This is a genomic window from Aminiphilus sp. (assembly GCF_029975095.1).
Lineage (GTDB): Bacteria > Synergistota > Synergistia > Synergistales > Aminiphilaceae > Aminiphilus.
Map to the genome: position 1 here is coordinate 1 of NZ_JARKPW010000034.1, position 17,949 is coordinate 17,949.

A 17,949-nucleotide genomic window follows, 5' to 3' on the forward strand; every position below is an offset into this window, starting at 1 on the left:
TATCGCATACCTTTTCACGACAGAAGCCACCTGTCCATTCCAAGAACTCCTCCCAAGACGAACGTGAACATGAAAAGGGCGGCGGTGTCCCCCCTGCTCCACCGGAGCGGGTGCATGCGGGTCCGTCCGGCGCCCCGGTAACAGCGGGCTTCCATGGCCACGGCAAGCTCCTCCGCCCGTTGAAAGACGATGACGAAGAGAGGAATGAGCACCGGCACGAAAGCACGAAGGCGCCGGATGAGCCCACCCCGATCCAGATCGGCACCGCGAGCGAGCTGGGCCTTGAAAATACGATCCGTCTCGTCCAGCAGCGTCGGAATAAAGCGGAGGGAGATCGTCATCATCATGGCCATTTCGTGCGCGGGAAAACCGAGCGGGACCAACGGGGAAAACAAACGCTCCAGACCGTCCGCCAATTCCATGGGAGACGTGGTGAGCGTGAGAAGCCCCGCGAAAAGGACGAGAAAGAAGAGGCGGCTGCTCATGCGCAGAGCGGCGGTCATGCCTTCTTTCGTGATGGAGAGAACGCCCCACGACCAGAGTGGTGTTCCCTTTGTAAAGAAAAGATGAATGAATGCCGTAAAGACAATAAGGATAAGAACGGGTCTCGCACCCCGCAACACCATCCCCGGAGAAAGGCGGGAAAGCAGCGTGAGAGCAAGAAGGAGAAGCCCCCAGGCAAGAAAGGACACGGGGGCGCGCGTGAGAAAGAGCACGGTCATGACGAACAGCGTACCGAGAATCTTGCATCTCGGATCCAGACAATGCAATGGAGAATCCGTGGGAACATACTGTCCGAGCGTGATGTGATTCAGGAATCGCACCGCTTTCCCTCCTTGGCGATCAGTGCATACAGTGTCGTCGCATCGGGAGTGAGGGGGACTTTCCAACCGCGCTGTTTCAGTTCCTGCGAGAGCTCCACCACCGGAGGAAGGACAATGCCCCGGACAGACGCTCCTGCCAATGCGTCCAACACCTCCTGCGGCGTCCCGAGGGCAAACACTTTCCCGTCCTCAAGAACGAGAATGCGATGCGAATGGGCGAGTGCGATGTCGAGGTCGTGAGTGACGAGAACGACACCCTTCCCTTCCCGCACGAGCTGACTCAGGAGAGAGAGCAGCTCTTTTTTCCCCTTTCCGTCAAGCCCTGCCGTCGGTTCGTCCAGCACGAGATAGTCGGGCTCGGAAGCGAGTACCGACGCCAAGGCAACCCGGCGCTTCTGTCCACCCGAAAGGTTGAAGGGGTTCACACCGAGGAGGGCTTTCTCCAAACCGACACGTGTTGCAGCGGCATGCACGACCTCGGGAAGCCGTTCTTTGGCAATCCCCCAATTGCGGGGCGCGAAGGCGATTTCTTCCGAGACGGTCTCGGCAAAAAGCTGTTGCTCCGGATACTGAAAGACGAGTCCGACTTTCTTCCTCGCTTGTCGGAGGATTTCCGGAGCATCCTCACGGAGAAGAACGCCATCGACCTCGACCTCTCCCCGGGTGGCAAAGAGCAGTCCGTTGAGATGCTGCGCCAGTGTAGACTTGCCGCTTCCGGTATGCCCCACCACGCTCACCCAGGAACCGGGCTCCACCAGCAGGTTCACACCATCCAGGGCACGCCTCTGGAGAGGCGTGCCCTGGTGGTAGACATGAGCGAGATCCGTCACGCGAATCGACATAGCGCCTCGGCGATGGATTTCGGCTCGGGAAAAATTGTGGCACCGAGAAAGTGCTCTCTCTTCAACCGTCGCCACAACTCTAGAAAAGGAGAGACCTCCAGGGAATGAGAGCCTCCGGAGCTTTCGAGCAGATCCATGGGTGTTCCTTTCCAGGCGAGCCGTCCTTCCGCGAGGATGCACGCCTCGGTGCAGAAGAGAATTTCTTCCAGATTGTGGGTGATGGAAACAATGGTCATCCCTTGAGCATGCAGTTCGCGAAGCACGCGCATCAGATCCCGACGTCCCTGGGGATCGAGCATGGACGTAGCCTCGTCGAGCACAAGGCAGAGTGGACGCAGTGCCAGAGCACCCGCAAGGGCAAGGCGCTGCTTCTGTCCTCCCGAAAGGGCGTAGGAAGGGCGCTTTCTCATCTCCGAAAGCCCTGTCACCCCGAGAGCCCATTCGACTCGTTCCTGAATCTCGGAGGATTCCAGACCCAGATTTTCCGGTCCGAAGGCCACATCCTCCTCCACCGTGGCTGCGACGATCTGATTCTCGGGATTCTGAAAGACCATGGCCACGCGGCGCCGCACTTCAAAGGCCGTTCCGGAGTGGGACGTGTCATAACCCAGCACGACACAACTGCCCTGCGTGGGGATCAGCAGGGCATTCAACATGCGGGCACACGTAGATTTTCCGGAACCATTGCTTCCCAGAAGCGCTATCCAGGCACCGGAGGAAACGTCGAGGGTGAACTCCGTCAGGGCCGGGGCGAGCGCTCCGGGGTAGGTGTATCCTACACCCCGAAGCGAACACACCGTACCATTCCGCATGATCTACTCGACCAGTTCGAGTATTGCCGTGGGTGACGCGTCTCCCATGCGAAATCCCGTTTTGATGATCCTCGTGTATCCTCCGGGACGCCCCACATAGCGAGGAGCGATTTCGTCGAACAGTTTCAGAACAGCTGCCTTGTAAGGCATTTTAGAGATGACCAGACGACGGTCGTGAAGACTGCCCCCACGGGCTCTGGTAATGAGTTTCTCCGCCACACGCTGCACTTCCTTCGCGCGCATGAAGGTCGTGCTGATTCGTCCGTGGATGAACAGCCCGGCGGCGAGGTTCGACAGCATCGCTCTCCTGTGGCTGCCGTAACGGCCAAGGGTGCTGTGATCCATACGGTGCCTCATGGGATTACTCCTCCTCTTCCTTTTCCTTCTTTTTGCCCGACCTCTGGGTCGCATCGTCCTCCGAGGGGGCCGGAAATGCATACCCGAGCTTGGCAAGCTTCTCTTCGATCTCCCGGAGAGAGATCTTGCCCAGATTGCGGATCTTCAACAATTCCTCGTGAGATCGACTCAAAAGATCCCCTATGGTGTGGACGCCGCCGCGGAGAAGGCAGTTCTCACTGCGCATGGAGAGTTCAAGGTCCCTGATCGGTCTGGAAACGAGGGCATCCTCGGGATCCCATCGGGTGCCTGCCGCTCCCTCATCGGAGACCGCATCCTGCGGCGAGGATTCGCCGGCCTCCTCAATCGAGGGACTGGGTTGTTCCGTCGGACGGACAAGCACATCCTGTACTCTCGAAAAATAGCTTCGCAACACACCCGACGCTTCCGCCACAGCATCGGCGGGAGCGACCACTCCATTGGTCCAGACCTGGAGAATGAGCCTGTCGTAGTCCGTCCGCTGGCCCACTCGAGCGTTCTGCACCTCGTAGTTCACGCGGTGAACGGGGGAAAAGATGGCGTCCACCAAGAGCGCGTCCACGGGAAGATAGGCCGGACGGGGCCGGTCGTTCGTGGCGTAGCCCATCCCCTGTTCCACGTAGATATCCATGGCAAGATGCGCTCCCTCCGCCAAGGTGCAGATGTACGCGTCGGGATCGGCGAACTCGATGTCGCTGTCTCCCTGGATATGGGCAGCGGTGACCTTGGCAGGACCGTCCAGATCCAGACGGAGTACCCGGACATCCTTGCTGTAGGAGCGAAGGGGCACGTGCTTGAGATTAAGGAGAAGGTCGATGACATCCTCCCGCACGCCGGGTACCGTCGTGAATTCGTGAAGAACTCCCTCGATGCGCACGGCCGTGATAGCCGCTCCGCCGATGGACGAATAGAGCACGCGCCGCAGGGCATTGCCGAGCGTAACACCGTATCCGCGCTCCAAGGGCTCCACGATGACCTTTCCGAAACGGGGGGTGCTCTCCTCCACCCTAATCTGAGGCTGCAACAATTCCTCCAATGATCCCCCCACCTTTCGACGCTTCGGTTCTTTCCGACAATCCCTTATCTCGCGTAGAATTCGACCACGAGCTGTTCGTTCACCGGCGAGTCGATCTGCTCCCGAACGGGCAGGGAGATGATCTTTGCCTCCAACCCCTGGGCGTTCAACTCGATCCAGGCGGGGATGGCCCTGGATGCGGCCACTTCGGCGTTGTCCTTGAGAAGAACGATGTCCCGACTCTTCTCGGCGATGGCGATCACGTCCCCGGCCCGAACGAGATAACTCGGGATGTCCAGTTTTCGGCCATTCACGAGAACATGACCATGACGAACGATCTGGCGGGATTGGCTGCGGCTCACACCGAAGCCCATTCGGTGCAGCACGTTGTCGAGGCGCCGCTCGAGGATCTGAAGGAAATTGTGCCCCGTCTGGCCCGGCATTTTGGAGGCCATGCCGTAAAAGCGCCGGAACTGGGTCTCGTTCATGCCGTAATATCTGCGCAGCTTCTGTTTTTCCCGAAGCCGGATTCCGTATTCACTGGTTTTGACGCGTTTCATACCGTGTTGCCCGGGGCGGCTGTTCCTCTTGTTGATGGCGCACTTCTCGGTATAGCACCTGTCGCCCTTGAGAAAAAGTTTCGTGCCCTCCGCTCTGCAGAGCCGGCAAACGGCACCCGTGTATCTACTCATGCCTCTTCCTCCTTACTATCCTTCCGGTGCCCAGGCGCTACACGCGGCGGCGCTTGGGAGGACGGCAACCGTTGTGAGGGATAGGGGTCTCGTCCTTGATCATGTTCACCTGGAGCCCCACCGCCTGGAGCGAGCGGATCGCCGACTCGCGCCCCGGTCCGGGGCCCTTGACGACCACATCGATCTCCGTCACACCGTGTTCCTGGGCGACCTTCGCCGCAGTCTGCGCCGCAAGCTGCGCCGCAAAAGGCGTGGATTTCCGGGTCCCCTTGAAACCGACATTGCCGCCTGCCGACCAGGAGAGCAGGTTCCCCTGCTTGTCGGTAATGCTGATGATGGTGTTGTTGAACGTGGAGTGGATGTGCGCCACGCCATAGCTGACGTGCTTCCTCTCCTTACGCTTTCCTCTTCGCTGTACTCGCTTGGCCACTGAGCATTCCCTCCCTTAGGGGCACTTCGTGTCGCTACTTGGTCGCCTTCTTCTTGCCCGCCACGGTGCGCCGGGGCCCCTTGCGGGTTCTCGCGTTCGTCTTCGTTCTCTGACCGCGCACGGGAAGACCCGACCGATGTCGTAATCCCCGATAGCAGCCGATCTCGATGAGACGTTTGATGTTCATGGCCACTTCTCTGCGGAGATCACCTTCGACGACGTGATTATTTTCGATCTCTCCGCGGAGTTTCTGCACTTCGTCCTCCGAAAGATCCTTCACCCGCGTGTCGGGACTGATCCCCGTGGCGTCCAGAATCCTGTGGGACGTGGGCAGGCCAATTCCGTAGATGTACGTAAGAGCCACTTCCACGCGCTTCTCGCGGGGAAGGTCCACTCCGGCGATTCGGGCCATCCTCCATTACCTCCTTGCACCCTGGCGCTGCTTGTGGCGAGGATTCTTGCTGCAGATGATCCGCACCACCCCATTCCGCTTGATGACGCTGCAATGTTCGCAGATGGGCTTTACCGAAGGTTTCACCTTCATGTCCGTCACGCTCCTTAACCTGAAAACCGTACCAGCCGCGGCACGCTTGAGGGCAATTATTTGAATCTATACACGATACGTCCCCGCGTCAAGTCATAGGGGGACAATTGCACGAGAACCTTGTCACCCGGAAGAATCCGGATGAAATGCATCCGCATTTTCCCTGAAACATGGGCGAGAACCTTGTACCCATTTTCCAGCTCCACGCGGAACATGGCGTTGGGAAGCGGTTCGACGACTTTTCCCCGTACTTCGATGACATCTTCCTTGGCCATTCGTCCGTCACCTACCCTCGATCGAACTCTGTTCCCAGCTCCGGCGAGAGCGGATTTCCGCGCTCGCAACACCTGTTCCGCCTCCGGAGAAACGCCGCAGAAAGCCTTTCCGCGGCCCGCAACAACCGCGATGGTATTCCGCGACATCCTCCATGCAAAGGGTGTATCGACTCATTGTTCCCATGGCGTGAGGATCTCCACTCCGTCATCGAGAACGAGGACGGAGTGCTCGAAGTGCGCCGCGTCGGAACCCTCGGCTGTAACCACTGTCCATTTGTCCCGCGCCGTCAACACTTTTTCTCCTCCGGACATCACCATGGGTTCGACAGCGATGGTCATTCCCTTTTTCAGCGTGATCCCGGAACGCGGTCGTCCGTAATTCGGAACCTGGGGAGGCTCGTGAAGACGCCTTCCGATGCCGTGACCCGCGTAGGTCCGGACCAGGCCGAAGCCGTTTTGCAGCACCGTCGATTCGACGGCGTGCCCGATGTCACCGAGAGTGCTCCCGGAACGGATGACACCAAGCCCCCGATGGAGCGATTCCAGGGTGACATCGAGCAGTTTTCTCTTGAGGGGTGCGATCGAGCCGACCGGATACGTACAGGCCGCGTCCCCATAGAACCCGTCAATGGAGACTCCCACATCGACACTGATGATATCGCCTTCCCGGAGGATGCGTCGCGCATCGGGGATCCCGTGCACGACTTCCTCGTTGATGGAAGCACAGATGGAACCGGGGAAGGGCATGGGAATCCCGGGAACAGCGTACCCTTTGAACGCGGGGCTTCCCCCTGCCCGTCGAATGAGGCCCTCCGCCTCGGTGTCCAGAAAAAGGGTGCTCACACCGGGGCGCACGAGATCCCGAAGGAGTCTGAGGACATCGGCCACCACCTGACCGGCTCGGCGCATGGAACGGACATCTTCTTCGGTTTTCAAGGTGATCATGCGTCGTCTTTTCCCGCCAGCTCCGCCACCAGGGCGACCAGGGAATCCGGAGCACCCCCGGCGTCGAAACGGCGCAACAGTCCTTCGTGTTCGTAATGCTCGATGAGCGGTGCCGTCTGTTCCTTGTAGACCCGGAGTCTGTTCCGAATGACTTCCTCCCGGTCGTCGTCGCGCTGCATGAGAGGACCTCCGCAGGCGTCACACACGTTCTCTTTTTCGGGCGGATGGAAGCTGACATTGTAGATCGCACCGCAGTTCCTGCATGTCCTGCGCCCGCTCAATCGCTCCACCAGGAGGTCGTCTGCCGCGTCGAAACAGATTACCGCCGTGAGGTTCCTTCCCATGGACTGCAGCAACTCCGCGAGAGCCACCGCCTGGGGAACGGTCCGGGGAAATCCGTCGAGAATGAAACCCTTGGCGCAATCCTCTTCACCAAGGCGCTCCCGGATCATCCCGATGATGACATCATCGGGAACGAGCTTCCCCGCATCCATATATCCCTTGGCGGCTTTTCCCAGCTCCGTTTCCTGCTTGACCTGGGCACGAAGGATATCTCCCGTGGAAATATGAGCCAATCCATAGGTTTCTTTCACGAAAACCGCCTGAGTGCCCTTGCCCGCTCCCGGAGGTCCCAGAAATATAAGTCGCATGGAAACCACCGATTCTACAGGCGCAAAAGCCCGCCGGTCTTGTCGCGACGCTTCAGAATGCCCTCATAGTGCCGCATGAGGAGCTGCGCCTCGATCTGGTGTACCGTGTCGAGAGCCACCCCCACGACGATGAGCACCGCCGTGCCTCCGAAATAGAAGGTGTTCATGTTCACCACGGAGGTCATGAGCGTGGGCACGAGCGCCACCACGGCGAGAAATACGGCGCCGCCGAGGGTGATCCGGGTCATGACTTTTTCGATGTATTCGGAGGTGGGACGCCCGGGGCGGATACCGAGGATGAACCCTCCGTACTTCTTCATGTTGTTCGCCACATCCACGGGATTGAAGACCACCGCCGTGTAGAAATAGGCGAAGAACACGATGAGAACCACATAGAGCACCATATAGACGGCGCTTCCCGGAGCGAAGAGATTCTGCATCGTCACGGCCCAGTCCCCGGAGAAGAAGCGGAAGATCGTGTAGGGAAACAGCAGCACCGACGAGGCGAAGATGATGGGGATGACCCCCGCCTGGTTCACCCGAAGGGGAATGAAGGTGCTCTGACCGCCGTAGACCTTGTTCCCAACGACCCGTTTGGCGTATTGCACCGGCAGGCGCCGCTGTCCTTCCTGAAGAAGAACGCATCCCGCCACGACAACCACCATGAGGATGACCGCCACGAGAAGGGAGATCAGATTCAGCTCACCCATGCGCAGGAGCGACCATGTCTGCACCAGCGCTTCGGGAATTCGTGCCACGATACCGGCGAAGATGAGCAGCGAGATGCCGTTGCCTATGCCGTGATCGGTCACCTCTTCGCCGAGCCACATGACGGCGATCGCTCCGGTGACAGTGGTCACGACCGCAACAATGGCATCAAGCAGCGTCCCCGAAAAGATTCCGAGATTCCGCAGCCAAATCGTCATGCCCACGGCCTGGACCAACGCGAAGAACACAGTCCCCCAGCGCGTGTACATGACGATCTTCTTGCGGCCCTCGTCGCCTTCCTTTTGAAGTTTTTCCAGGGCGGGAATGACAACGACGAGCAGTTGCATGACGATGCTCGCGTTGATGTAGGGAGCGACGCCCAGCGCGAACACGCTGAAACGCCGCAGCGCACCTCCCGCGAACATATCGAGGAACCCCAGAACGCCTCCCTGCTCGAACATCCTCGTCATGGCCTCCGTGTCGATGCCAGGGGTGGGCATATGCGCCCCCAGGCGGAAGATGAAGAGCATGCCGAGAGTAAAAAGGATTTTTCGTTTCAGATCGGGAAGTCTGAAGGCATCGCGGAAGGAGTCGATCACCTAGATCACCTCTGCCTTCCCACCCGCCGCCTCCAGCTGCTTCACCGCCTGGGCGCTGAAAGCCTGTGCGTGGATCGTGAACGCCTTCGTCAGATCACCCTTGCCGAGAATCTTCACCGGTTCGTCGCACTTGCGGATCAAACCCGCCCCCTGCAGCGCAACGGCATCGATAACGGCACCGGTCTCGAACCGATCCTCGATGAACTGGAGATTCACGATCTGATACTGTTTGGCAAAGCGTGCGTTATTGAACCCTCTCTTGGGAATTCTTCGGGTAAGGGGCATCTGCCCGCCCTCGAAACCGGGGCGAACTCCACCACTCTTGCGAGCTTTCTGTCCCTTGTGTCCCTTGCCTGCGGTCTTTCCCAGACCGCTTCCGATTCCCTGGCCAATGCGCTTCCGGGAACGTTTCGCCCCCGGAGCGGACCGCAGTTCATGCAGCTGCATGAGTGTTCCCTCCTTCTGCTACTTCCCGACCTCGGACCATTCGAGAAGGTGTTCGACCGCCCGAACCATACCTCGAATAGCGGGAGTGTCCTCCTGAATCACCGTGTGGTGGAGGCGTTTGAGTCCGAGCGCCCGAATGATCCGTTCCTGCTTATCGGGACGACCGATAGTGCTCCGTTTCCAGGTGAGTCGCAACTGAGCCATGTTTCTCCCCCTCCTACGCTTCCTTCCGGTCCTTCCCGCGAAGACGCAGGATCTCGTCGGGAGTCCGCAGGGCCTTAACCGCCTCGAGCGTCGCATAGGCAACGTTGATGGGGTTGGATGTCCGGCCGATGACCTTCGTGAGCACGTCCTTGACTCCGCCGAGCTCCATGATGGCTCGAACGACGGCTCCGGCGATAACGCCCGTTCCGGGCGCGGCAGGCTTCAGCATGACCCTGGCCGCACCGAAATTGGCGATGACGGGATGAGGAATGGTATTCCCCACCTTGCGAAGATCCACAAGGTTTTTCTTCGCCTTCTCGATTCCCTTGCGAACCGCCTCGGAAATTTCTCTCGCCTTGCCGAGTCCCATTCCCACCTGGTGATCGTTATCGCCCACCACGACGAGAACGCTGAACTTGAAGCGCTTTCCGCCCTTGACGACCTTGCTGACCCGGTTGATCGCCACGACGCGTTCGCTGATTTCGACGCCCTTGCTCGTCACATTCTTGGTCGCCATGCTTCCATACCCCCCCTTAGAACTCAAGGCCGGCTTCGCGAGCTGCCTCGGCCAACGCCTTGACGCGCCCGTGGAACATGTGCCCGCCTCTGTCGAAGACGACGGCCTTGATTCCCTTGGAGATGGCACGCTCCGCAATCGCCTTGCCCACGGCCTTCGCGGCCTCCGCATTGCCCGTGCTGCTCAGAGACGCCTTCATCGCGGGCTCGACGGTGGACGCGGCGGCAAGCGTATGTCCCGCATCGTCGTCGATGAGTTGCACGGAGATGTGCTTCTCGCTCCGGAAAACGGCGAGTCTGGGCTTGTCGGCAGTCCCCGAGAGGGTCCGCCGCAGACGTTCGTGTCGGATTTTCCGCATTTCATTACGACTACGCTTTTTGATCACGGCAGATCACCTCCCTATTTCCCGCCGGATTTCCCGGCCTTGCGAATGACGTACTCACCCACGTACCGAATGCCCTTCCCCTTGTAGGGTTCAGGGGGACGGTATCCACGAATGACAGACGCCACCTGCCCCACGACCTGGCGGTCGATACCCCGGACGAAAATTTTCGTCGGACCGTCCGTCGCGATCTCGATACCTGCGGGAGGGTCGAACTCGATGGGGTGAGAATAGCCGAGGCTCAGAACAAGAGTAGTTCCCTTCATCTGCGCCCGATAGCCGACGCCGATGATCTCAAGAGCCTTCTGGAATCCCTGACTGACCCCTTCCACCATGTTGCTCACCAAGGCACGCGTCATGCCGTGGAGCGCCCTGGTTTTCTTTTCATCGTCCGCACGCGTGACCGTCAGGACGCCCTCCTCAAGTGAAAGCGAGATCTCGGGATGAATGTCGAGGAAGAGTTCTCCCTTGGGGCCCTTTACGGTAAGACGGTCCTCGTTCTGGATGATTGAAACGCCCTTTGGAACTTTTATGGGTTTGCGCCCGATCCGAGACACGATCCGCACCCCCTACCACACGTTACAGAGAATCTCCCCGCCGAGACCGCGCTTGCGCGCCTCGGCGTCCGTCATGAGACCCTGGGAGGTGGAGACCACCGCCATACCGAGTCCTCCCATGACTTTGGGGAGTTCCTTCGAACCCGCGTAGACCCGGCGACCGGGCTTGCTGATTCGCTTGATACCCTGGACGACATGTTCCCTGTTGGAGCCGTACTGCATGAAGATACGCAAGACCTGGAAGGGTTTCTTCGGATCGTTGATGACCTTGTAATTCCGAATGTATCCCTCTTCCTTGAGGATCTTGGCGATGGCGGCCTTGACTCTGCTCAGGGGCATATCGACGACATCGAGGTACACCATGTTGGCGTTCCTGATCCGGGTGAGCATATCCGCTATGGGATCATTAACGTACATTCCTGTTGCCTCCTTCGCTGCGTCCTGCACCTACCAGCTCGACTTCACGACTCCGGGAATCTTTCCTTCCCGAGCGAGCTTTCGGAAGCAGCAGCGGCACATGTTGAACTTTCGCATGAAGGCCTTCGGGCGACCACAGAGAGGGCAACGGTTGTATCCCCGCACCTTGAACTTGGGTTCCAGCGTGGCCTTGTGTTCGAGCGCTGTTCTTGACATGCCTCTTCCCTCCCCCTACCGGCTGAACGGAAATCCGATTTCGGCGAGGAGCGTCTGCCCCTCCTCGTCGGTCCGCGCCGTGGTCGTGATGGTGATGTTCATCCCCCGAATCCGAATGACCTTGTCGTAATCGATCTCGGGAAAAATGAGCTGTTCGCGAAGGCCGAGGTTGTAGTTTCCCCGACCGTCGAACCCCTTGCGGGAAACGCCCTGAAAGTCCTTGATCCGAGGGAGGGCAAGGGTGATCAGTCTGTCAAGGAACTCCCACATCTTCGCCCCTCTGAGGGTCACGCAACAGGCCACGGGCATTCCCTCGCGAACCTTGAATCCTGCCACGGACTTCTTCGCCCTCTTGAGAAGGGGACGCTGTCCGGTAATCGTGGTGAGTTCCTCCATGGCGACGTTCATGAACTTCATGTCCTGTTTCGCCTCGTTGACACCGATGTTCACGATGACCTTTTCGAGGCGCGGGACTTCCATGACGTTCTTGTAGCTGAACTTCTGCCGCAAGCGAGGAACGATCTCTGTGGAGTACTTTTCTTGGAGTCTCGGAATCATGGCGTCGTTCCTCCCCGCTTACACCTTGTCCATGATCTCGTTACACTGTTTACAGACCCGGACCTTCTTGCCGCTTTCCAGAAACGCCCGGCCGACGCGCGTGTTCTTACCGCAGGCGGGACAGACCAGCATGACCTTGCAGGCGTAAATAGGCGCCTCCTGCTTGACGATGCCGCCCTTGGGGCTCTTCTGGGTAGGACGGACATGTTTGGTCACGATGTTCACACCCTCGACGAGAAGTGCATCACGATCGGGGAAACGCCGAAGCACCTTCCCCTCGACTCCCTTGTATTTTCCGGAGATCACGCGAACGCGGTCTCCCTTCTTGATCCGCATTTTGCTCATTCCATCCGCCTCCCTACACGACCTCAGGAGCGAGGGAAACGATCCGCATATACCGCTTCTCCCGAAGCTCCCGGGCGACAGGACCGAAAATGCGGGTTCCCTTCGGGTCACCGTTGTTGTCGATGATGACGGCCGCATTGTCATCGAAACGGACGTAGCTTCCGTCCCGTCTCCGCACTTCCTTCTTCGTCCTCACCACCACGGCCTTGACGACTTTCCCCTTTTCGGTATTGCTGTTGGGAATGGCTTCCTTCACGGAGGCCACGATGATGTCTCCGATGGAGCCGAAGCGCCGTCTGCTGCCACCAAGGACCTGGATGCACATGATCTTCTTGGCTCCCGTGTTGTCCGCCACGTTGAGCATGGTCCGGAGCTGGATCATGGACTAGGCCTCCCCCCGCACGGGCTGTTCGTCGAGAAGCACGGGTGCCTTCTCGATGACCTCTGTGACGGTCCAGCGCTTGTGACGGCTCAAAGGACGGCATTCCTTGATGAGAACCTTGTCACCCTTGCCACAGACGTTCTCCTCGTCATGCGCCATGTATTTCTTGGCCCGGATGACAGGTTTGTCGTAGAGAGGATGCTGCGCCATACGGTCGACGCGCACCACTACCGTCTTCTGCATCTTGTCGCTCACGACGATGCCCACCCGCGTCTTGCCGCGGGAAACGTTTTCCTCCATCGTCCGCTACCTCCTCACGACGGAGCTCGTAAGCCCCAGCTCTTTTTCCCGCATGACGGTAAGAACCTTGGCGATGGATCTCTTCACGTCACCGATTCTTCCGGTGTTACCCAACTGACCGATCGCATGCTGAAAGCGAAGATTGAAGAGCTCTTCCTTGTATTGGCGATGCTTGTCCCGGAGCTCGTCCAGCGTCAGATCCCGCAAGTCCTTTGCCTTCATCGCTTACTCACCACCCAATCCCTCGCGGGCGACCAGGCGCACCTTGATGGGAAACTTGTGTGCCGCCGTATGGAACGCCGCCTCGGCGACATCCCGGGGAACACCGGCGATCTCGAACATGATGCGCCCTCGCTTTACGGGAGCGACCCAGTATTCCGGGCTTCCCTTCCCTTTTCCCATTCGCGTTTCCAGGGGTTTCCTCGTAAGTGCCACGTCCGGGAAGATGCGAATCCAGATTTTGCCGCCCTTGCGCATTTTCCGGGAGATGGCCACACGGGCTGCCTCGATCTGTCTGGCGGTAATCCATGCACCTTCAAGAGCCTGCAATCCGAAATCACCGAAGGCGACGTACTCGCCTCCCTTGGTCATTCCCCGAAGAGGGCTTCGGAAGGGCTTGCGGTACTTTACACGTTTCGGGCTCAGCATTTCCGCTTACCCCCTTTCGTCGGCCTGAGTCTGTGCGGCCACACGACGGGTCTTTCGGGCGGCATCGGCTTTGTAGATCCACACTTTGACGCCGATGACGCCGTAGATGGTGCGTGCCACAGCCAAACCGTAGTCAATATCCGCGCGCAACGTGGAAAGAGGGAGCTGGCCCTCAAGATACCACTCGGTTCTGGCGATTTCTGCGCCGCCGAGACGTCCGGAGCACTGAATCTTGATTCCCTTCGCCCCGGATTTCATGGCCCGGAAAATGGCCTGCTTCATGGCACGGCGGAAACTGATGCGACGCTCAAGCGCGGAGGCGACTCCTTCCGCGACGACCTGGGCATCCGTGTCGGGATGCTTGATCTCCTGAACGTTGATCATGACCCGTGCACCGGTCAGCTTCTGCAGATCCTCACGAACGTTCTGGATCTCCTGACCGCCTTTGCCGATGACGACACCAGGCCGGGCGGTCCAAACCGTAAAGCGCATGACGTTACCGATGCGCTCGATCTCCACACGGGAAACACCCGCGTGTTTCCAGCGATCCTTGATCCACTCGCGGAGCTTGAGATCCTCGTGCAGGTTCTTCGCATAGGCCTTCCCGTCCGCATACCAGCGCGACTCCCAGTCGCGAATGACACCGATTCGGTATCCCACCGGATGTATTTTCTGACCCAACGTGCGTCCCCTCCTTACCGTTCCGCTACGACCACGGTGATGTGACTCGTTCGATGGCGATAGGGATGCGCACGCCCCATTGAAACCGGACGAAAACGCCGCATGACAGGCCCCTGATCCGCCACGGCCTTGACGACGAACAACTTGTCCACATCCATGCCGAAATTGTGATCCGCGTTGGCCACGGCGCTCTTCAGCACCTTCTCGACGATCCGAGCGGCCTTCTTCGGGGTGAACCGAAGCGCCAACAACGCCTTATCGACTGATTTACCGTGAACGAGCTGCATCATCTGCCGCACCTTCAAGGGGGAGATTCGCACCTGCCGGGCTTCGGCTCGTGCTTCCATTCCCGTTCCCTCCTCTTTACTTCACCTTGCTGGAGCGCTCTTGTCCGGCGTGACCGCCGAAGCGCCTCGTGGGGGCGAATTCGCCGAGCTTGTGTCCGACCATGTTCTCGCTGACGTACACGGGAATGTGGGTCTTCCCGTTGTGCACCGCAATGGTGTGTCCCACCATGTTCGGAAGAATGGTGGAACGTCGCGACCAAGTCTTCAGAACCCGCTTCTTTCCGGATTTGTTCATCTCGTCAATTCTCTTGGAGAGCTTGAGATCAACGAAGGGGCCTTTCTTCAATGATCGTGCCATCTGTCTTCCCGCACCTCCTCGTTCCTATTTCTGATGCCGGCGACGCACGATATGCTTGTCCGACGGCTTGCGTTTCCGCGTGCGGTATCCCTTGGCCGGCGTACCCCAGGGAGAGACGGGGTGCTTGTTCCCCTTGGTCTTTCCTTCTCCACCGCCCAGAGGGTGATCCACGGGATTCATGACCATGCCGCGCACATAGGGGCGTTTCCCGAGCCAGCGGGTCTTTCCGGCCTTTCCGTCGGAGAGATTCTCGTGCTCTTCGTTGCCTACCTGACCGATGGTGGCCATGCATTCCTGAAGAATGAGCCGGAGTTCCCCGCTGGGCATGCGGACGTAGGCATACTTGCCTTCCTTGGCCATGAGCTGGGCGGAGGTTCCGGCAGAGCGAACGAGCACGCCGCCCCGACCGGGCTGAAGCTCCACGTTATGGATGAAGGTTCCCACCGGCATGTCCTTGAGTTTCATGGCGTTGCCGGGCTTGATATCCGCATCGGGTCCGGACATGACCATGTCGCCCACGGAAATTCCCGACGGAGCGAGAATATACCGTTTGTCCCCGTCTGCGAAAAAGATGAGGGCGATGCGAGCGGACCGGTTCGGATCGTACTCGACCGCGGCCACTTTTCCGGGAATTCCGATGTTGTTCCGCTTGAAGTCGACAATGCGATATTTTCTCTTGTTGCCGCCCCCCCGATGACGCATGGTGATACGTCCGAGGTTGTTCCGTCCGCCGCTTTTCTTGAGGCTCTCCACAAGACGCTTTTCCGGCGCGGTCTTGGTGATCTCCCCATAGGTCGAGACGGTCATGAACCTGCGACCCGGGCTGGTGGGTTTGAATTTCTTGATGGCCATTCTTCCCTCTCCCCCTCTTTAGACCGTGGCGCCTTCGAAGAACTCGATCCGTTCGCCCGGGGCGAGGGACACGATGGCCTTCTTCCACGAGCGCGAGCGTCCTACATGAACACCCATCCGCTTCGGCTTGGAGCGCACCTTGATGGTGCTCACCTTAAGAACCTTGACTTTGAAAATGCTCTCCACGGCCTTGCGGATCTCGATCTTGTTGGCGGCAGGCAGCACTTCGAAGGTGTATTTGCCCTGCTCCATGAGACGACTGCTCTTTTCCGTGACGACGGGTCTCACGATCACATCGTAGGCAAGCTGTCTCATCGTCCGAACACCTCCTCGATCTTGCGAACCGCCTCGGGTGTGACGATCAGATGCTGGTGGTGGAGAATGTCATACACATTGATGCTGTCCACATGCATGACCTTCGCTCCGGGCACGGCTCCCGCGGACTTGTACAGGTTCACGTTGGTTTCGTGAATCACGAAGAGGGGTTTTCTCTCCGCACCGACCTGTCGCAGAAATTCCACCACGGACTTCGTTCTCGGAGTCTCAAGCACCGGATTCTCCAGAAGAAGCATCTGCGAATCCTTCACCTTGAGGGTCAGTGCGCTGCGCAGGGCAAGGCGCCGGACCTTCTTGTTCACTTTCTGGGAATAATCCCGGGGGTGCGGGCCATGAGCGACACCGCCTCCCACATGCAGCGGAGAGGTGAGACTTCCCTGGCGTGCCCGTCCCGTGTGCTTCTGCCGATAGGGTTTCTTTCCGCCACCACGGACGTCGCTGCGATCCTTGGTGTTCGCGGTACCCACGCGACTGTTCGCCAGCTGGGCCACCACAACCTGATGCATGGCGGGAACATGGACCGGAGCGGCGAAGACCGCGTCCGCGACCTGTTCCTCCCCAATGACATCTCCTTTGAAATTCACGAGCTTCACGTTAGGCATGACTTCCCTGCCTCCTTAAGAACCCAGCTTGCGCACCAGAACGAGCCCGTTGCGCGCACCGGGAACGGCACCTTTGATGAGCAGCAGGTTGTTTTCGGGATCCACGGCGAAGACAGCGAGATTGTTTACAGTGACCCTCTCGTCGCCCATGTGCCCCGGCATGGTTTTTCCCTTGAAGATGTGGCCCGGGTAGCTGTTCGCACCGGACGAACCGGGTTTGCGATGTACCTTGGACGCACCGTGCCCTTGGGGACACCGGTTGAAGTTAAACCGCTTCACCGTGCCGGCGAAACCCTTTCCCTTGCTTCTGCCCGTGACCTTGACCTTTTCCCCCGCCTGAAACAATTCCACCGTCACGGTCTGCCCCACGGAATAGGCGGCACTGTCCGCGACGCGGAATTCGCGCAGCCATCGGACGGGCTCCACGCCGGCCTTGTCGAAATATCCCTTCTGCGGTTTGGTCACCTTGTGTTTCTTCCGTTCCCCGAAACCAAGCTGGACCGCAGCATATCCCTGCCGCTCAGGCGTACACACCGCAACGACGGGACACGGCCCCGCTTCGATCACCGTAACGGCGACGGCCTTGCCGGCCTCATCGAACACCTGCGTCATGCCGAGCTTGCGGCCAAGAATTCCCATACTCATGTGTCCCTTCCACTCCTTTCAGCTCAGAGCTCCCCGCTACAGCTTGATCTGGATATCCACTCCAGAGGGGAGATTCAGCTGCATCAGCGCATCCATGGTCTTCTGGGTGGGCTCCAGAATATCGATGAGCCGCTTGTGTGTGCGAATCTCGAACTGTTCGCGCGCGTCCTTGTCCTTGTGAGGGGACTTGAGCACCGTGAACTTCTCGAACTCCGTGGGGAGAGGAATGGGCCCCGCCACTTTCGCCCCGCTCCGGACCGCCGTCTCGGCGATCTGCACGGCCGAGGTGTCGAGCACACGATGATCGAAAGCCTTCAGTTTGATCCGAATCCGTTTCGTCACAGCATTCACCCCCGAAGGGTCAGTCGAGGATCTGCGTGACCACACCGGCGCCGACGGTACGACCGCCTTCGCGCACGGCGAATCGCAGTCCTTCCTCCATGGCGATGGGCACGATCAGCTTCACTTCGAACTGCGAGTTGTCCCCGGGCATGACCATTTCCA

Annotated in this window: 34 protein-coding genes and 1 pseudogene; all 35 read right to left on the minus strand. The window is 59.1% G+C overall.

The features are described from left to right. Window positions 1-14 precede the first annotated feature (14 nt). Complete coding sequence (locus Q1K49_RS02270; protein ID WP_300522321.1) at window positions 15-824, minus strand: energy-coupling factor transporter transmembrane component T; 810 nt, start codon at window positions 822-824, stop codon at window positions 15-17. Further along, on the minus strand, window positions 812-1,666 hold the full coding sequence (locus Q1K49_RS02275) for an ATP-binding cassette domain-containing protein (RefSeq protein WP_300522323.1): 855 nt from the start codon (window positions 1,664-1,666) through the stop codon (window positions 812-814). Before Q1K49_RS02275 ends, Q1K49_RS02270 begins: the two co-directional genes overlap by 13 nt. Further along, window positions 1,651-2,478, minus strand: a complete 828-nt coding sequence (locus Q1K49_RS02280; RefSeq protein ID WP_300522326.1) for an ATP-binding cassette domain-containing protein — start codon at window positions 2,476-2,478, stop codon at window positions 1,651-1,653. Before Q1K49_RS02280 ends, Q1K49_RS02275 begins: the two co-directional genes overlap by 16 nt. A 3-nt stretch (window positions 2,479-2,481) precedes the next feature. After that, window positions 2,482-2,835 carry a 50S ribosomal protein L17 gene (gene rplQ / locus Q1K49_RS02285; protein ID WP_300522329.1) on the minus strand — a complete coding sequence of 118 codons (354 nt, stop codon included), beginning with the start codon at window positions 2,833-2,835 and terminating at the stop codon, window positions 2,482-2,484. Between the two features lie 4 nt (window positions 2,836-2,839). Beyond that, entirely contained in the window at window positions 2,840-3,889 is a 1,050-nt protein-coding gene (locus tag Q1K49_RS02290; RefSeq protein ID WP_300522332.1) for a DNA-directed RNA polymerase subunit alpha, read from the minus strand. 44 nt (window positions 3,890-3,933) lie between these two features. Then, entirely contained in the window at window positions 3,934-4,560 is a 627-nt protein-coding gene (gene rpsD, locus Q1K49_RS02295; RefSeq protein ID WP_300522335.1) for a 30S ribosomal protein S4, read from the minus strand. A gap of 37 nt (window positions 4,561-4,597) precedes the next feature. Continuing rightward, window positions 4,598-4,990: a 30S ribosomal protein S11 gene (gene rpsK, locus Q1K49_RS02300; protein ID WP_029166053.1), complete on the minus strand. Its 393-nt coding sequence runs from the start codon at window positions 4,988-4,990 to the stop codon at window positions 4,598-4,600. 34 nt (window positions 4,991-5,024) lie between these two features. Beyond that, window positions 5,025-5,402, minus strand: coding sequence for a 30S ribosomal protein S13 (rpsM, locus tag Q1K49_RS02305; RefSeq protein ID WP_029166052.1), 378 nt, complete (start codon window positions 5,400-5,402; stop codon window positions 5,025-5,027). A gap of 6 nt (window positions 5,403-5,408) precedes the next feature. Beyond that, complete coding sequence (rpmJ, locus tag Q1K49_RS02310) at window positions 5,409-5,534, minus strand: 50S ribosomal protein L36 (RefSeq protein WP_084460445.1); 126 nt, start codon at window positions 5,532-5,534, stop codon at window positions 5,409-5,411. A gap of 56 nt (window positions 5,535-5,590) precedes the next feature. Next, window positions 5,591-5,809: a translation initiation factor IF-1 gene (gene infA / locus Q1K49_RS02315; protein ID WP_029166051.1), complete on the minus strand. Its 219-nt coding sequence runs from the start codon at window positions 5,807-5,809 to the stop codon at window positions 5,591-5,593. Between the two features lie 171 nt (window positions 5,810-5,980). Next, window positions 5,981-6,754 (minus strand): type I methionyl aminopeptidase, encoded by a 774-nt coding sequence (gene map / locus Q1K49_RS02320; protein ID WP_300522345.1) that lies wholly within the window; start codon window positions 6,752-6,754, stop codon window positions 5,981-5,983. Beyond that, window positions 6,751-7,404, minus strand: coding sequence for an adenylate kinase (locus tag Q1K49_RS02325; protein WP_300522348.1), 654 nt, complete (start codon window positions 7,402-7,404; stop codon window positions 6,751-6,753). Before Q1K49_RS02325 ends, map begins: the two co-directional genes overlap by 4 nt. Window positions 7,405-7,418: 14 nt before the next feature. Next, window positions 7,419-8,711: a preprotein translocase subunit SecY gene (gene secY, locus Q1K49_RS02330; protein WP_213692396.1), complete on the minus strand. Its 1,293-nt coding sequence runs from the start codon at window positions 8,709-8,711 to the stop codon at window positions 7,419-7,421. Next, on the minus strand, window positions 8,712-9,158 hold the full coding sequence (gene rplO, locus Q1K49_RS02335) for a 50S ribosomal protein L15 (RefSeq protein ID WP_300522352.1): 447 nt from the start codon (window positions 9,156-9,158) through the stop codon (window positions 8,712-8,714). It lies immediately after the preceding gene. Between the two features lie 18 nt (window positions 9,159-9,176). Then, window positions 9,177-9,362, minus strand: a complete 186-nt coding sequence (rpmD, locus tag Q1K49_RS02340; RefSeq protein WP_213692394.1) for a 50S ribosomal protein L30 — start codon at window positions 9,360-9,362, stop codon at window positions 9,177-9,179. Between the two features lie 13 nt (window positions 9,363-9,375). Then, window positions 9,376-9,879, minus strand: a complete 504-nt coding sequence (gene rpsE, locus Q1K49_RS02345) for a 30S ribosomal protein S5 (protein WP_300522356.1) — start codon at window positions 9,877-9,879, stop codon at window positions 9,376-9,378. 16 nt (window positions 9,880-9,895) lie between these two features. Continuing rightward, entirely contained in the window at window positions 9,896-10,264 is a 369-nt protein-coding gene (gene rplR, locus Q1K49_RS02350; RefSeq protein WP_300522359.1) for a 50S ribosomal protein L18, read from the minus strand. Window positions 10,265-10,278: 14 nt separating this feature from the next. Then, window positions 10,279-10,818, minus strand: a complete 540-nt coding sequence (gene rplF, locus Q1K49_RS02355; protein ID WP_300522362.1) for a 50S ribosomal protein L6 — start codon at window positions 10,816-10,818, stop codon at window positions 10,279-10,281. Window positions 10,819-10,830: 12 nt separating this feature from the next. After that, window positions 10,831-11,235: a 30S ribosomal protein S8 gene (rpsH, locus tag Q1K49_RS02360; protein WP_300522364.1), complete on the minus strand. Its 405-nt coding sequence runs from the start codon at window positions 11,233-11,235 to the stop codon at window positions 10,831-10,833. 30 nt (window positions 11,236-11,265) lie between these two features. Continuing rightward, window positions 11,266-11,451 carry a type Z 30S ribosomal protein S14 gene (locus tag Q1K49_RS02365; RefSeq protein ID WP_029166041.1) on the minus strand — a complete coding sequence of 62 codons (186 nt, stop codon included), beginning with the start codon at window positions 11,449-11,451 and terminating at the stop codon, window positions 11,266-11,268. Window positions 11,452-11,466: 15 nt separating this feature from the next. Continuing rightward, complete coding sequence (rplE, locus tag Q1K49_RS02370; protein WP_300522367.1) at window positions 11,467-12,009, minus strand: 50S ribosomal protein L5; 543 nt, start codon at window positions 12,007-12,009, stop codon at window positions 11,467-11,469. Between the two features lie 18 nt (window positions 12,010-12,027). After that, window positions 12,028-12,354, minus strand: coding sequence for a 50S ribosomal protein L24 (gene rplX / locus Q1K49_RS02375; RefSeq protein ID WP_213692390.1), 327 nt, complete (start codon window positions 12,352-12,354; stop codon window positions 12,028-12,030). Between the two features lie 13 nt (window positions 12,355-12,367). Then, window positions 12,368-12,736 (minus strand): 50S ribosomal protein L14, encoded by a 369-nt coding sequence (gene rplN / locus Q1K49_RS02380; RefSeq protein ID WP_213692389.1) that lies wholly within the window; start codon window positions 12,734-12,736, stop codon window positions 12,368-12,370. 3 nt (window positions 12,737-12,739) lie between these two features. After that, window positions 12,740-13,036: a 30S ribosomal protein S17 gene (gene rpsQ / locus Q1K49_RS02385; protein ID WP_300522371.1), complete on the minus strand. Its 297-nt coding sequence runs from the start codon at window positions 13,034-13,036 to the stop codon at window positions 12,740-12,742. A gap of 6 nt (window positions 13,037-13,042) precedes the next feature. Then, window positions 13,043-13,258: a 50S ribosomal protein L29 gene (rpmC, locus tag Q1K49_RS02390; protein WP_029166036.1), complete on the minus strand. Its 216-nt coding sequence runs from the start codon at window positions 13,256-13,258 to the stop codon at window positions 13,043-13,045. A 3-nt stretch (window positions 13,259-13,261) separates the two neighbouring features. Beyond that, window positions 13,262-13,684, minus strand: coding sequence for a 50S ribosomal protein L16 (gene rplP / locus Q1K49_RS02395; protein WP_213692387.1), 423 nt, complete (start codon window positions 13,682-13,684; stop codon window positions 13,262-13,264). A 6-nt stretch (window positions 13,685-13,690) separates the two neighbouring features. Continuing rightward, window positions 13,691-14,365, minus strand: a complete 675-nt coding sequence (rpsC, locus tag Q1K49_RS02400) for a 30S ribosomal protein S3 (RefSeq protein WP_029166034.1) — start codon at window positions 14,363-14,365, stop codon at window positions 13,691-13,693. A 14-nt stretch (window positions 14,366-14,379) separates the two neighbouring features. After that, window positions 14,380-14,712 carry a 50S ribosomal protein L22 gene (rplV, locus tag Q1K49_RS02405; protein ID WP_213692386.1) on the minus strand — a complete coding sequence of 111 codons (333 nt, stop codon included), beginning with the start codon at window positions 14,710-14,712 and terminating at the stop codon, window positions 14,380-14,382. A 16-nt stretch (window positions 14,713-14,728) separates the two neighbouring features. Continuing rightward, window positions 14,729-15,010, minus strand: coding sequence for a 30S ribosomal protein S19 (gene rpsS, locus Q1K49_RS02410; protein ID WP_029166032.1), 282 nt, complete (start codon window positions 15,008-15,010; stop codon window positions 14,729-14,731). 24 nt (window positions 15,011-15,034) lie between these two features. Beyond that, a complete protein-coding gene (gene rplB / locus Q1K49_RS02415; RefSeq protein ID WP_300522377.1) occupies window positions 15,035-15,862 on the minus strand; it encodes a 50S ribosomal protein L2 in 828 nt (275 codons plus the stop codon). An 18-nt stretch (window positions 15,863-15,880) separates the two neighbouring features. Next, window positions 15,881-16,177 (minus strand): 50S ribosomal protein L23, encoded by a 297-nt coding sequence (gene rplW, locus Q1K49_RS02420; protein ID WP_213693129.1) that lies wholly within the window; start codon window positions 16,175-16,177, stop codon window positions 15,881-15,883. Continuing rightward, window positions 16,174-16,800: a 50S ribosomal protein L4 gene (gene rplD, locus Q1K49_RS02425; RefSeq protein ID WP_300522381.1), complete on the minus strand. Its 627-nt coding sequence runs from the start codon at window positions 16,798-16,800 to the stop codon at window positions 16,174-16,176. Before rplD ends, rplW begins: the two co-directional genes overlap by 4 nt. 15 nt (window positions 16,801-16,815) lie before the next feature. Next, window positions 16,816-17,445, minus strand: a complete 630-nt coding sequence (gene rplC / locus Q1K49_RS02430) for a 50S ribosomal protein L3 (RefSeq protein ID WP_029166028.1) — start codon at window positions 17,443-17,445, stop codon at window positions 16,816-16,818. A gap of 36 nt (window positions 17,446-17,481) precedes the next feature. Further along, window positions 17,482-17,787, minus strand: coding sequence for a 30S ribosomal protein S10 (gene rpsJ / locus Q1K49_RS02435; protein WP_029166027.1), 306 nt, complete (start codon window positions 17,785-17,787; stop codon window positions 17,482-17,484). A 19-nt stretch (window positions 17,788-17,806) separates the two neighbouring features. Then, window positions 17,807-17,949: pseudogene (tuf, locus tag Q1K49_RS02440) on the minus strand (elongation factor Tu); the annotation flags it as partial.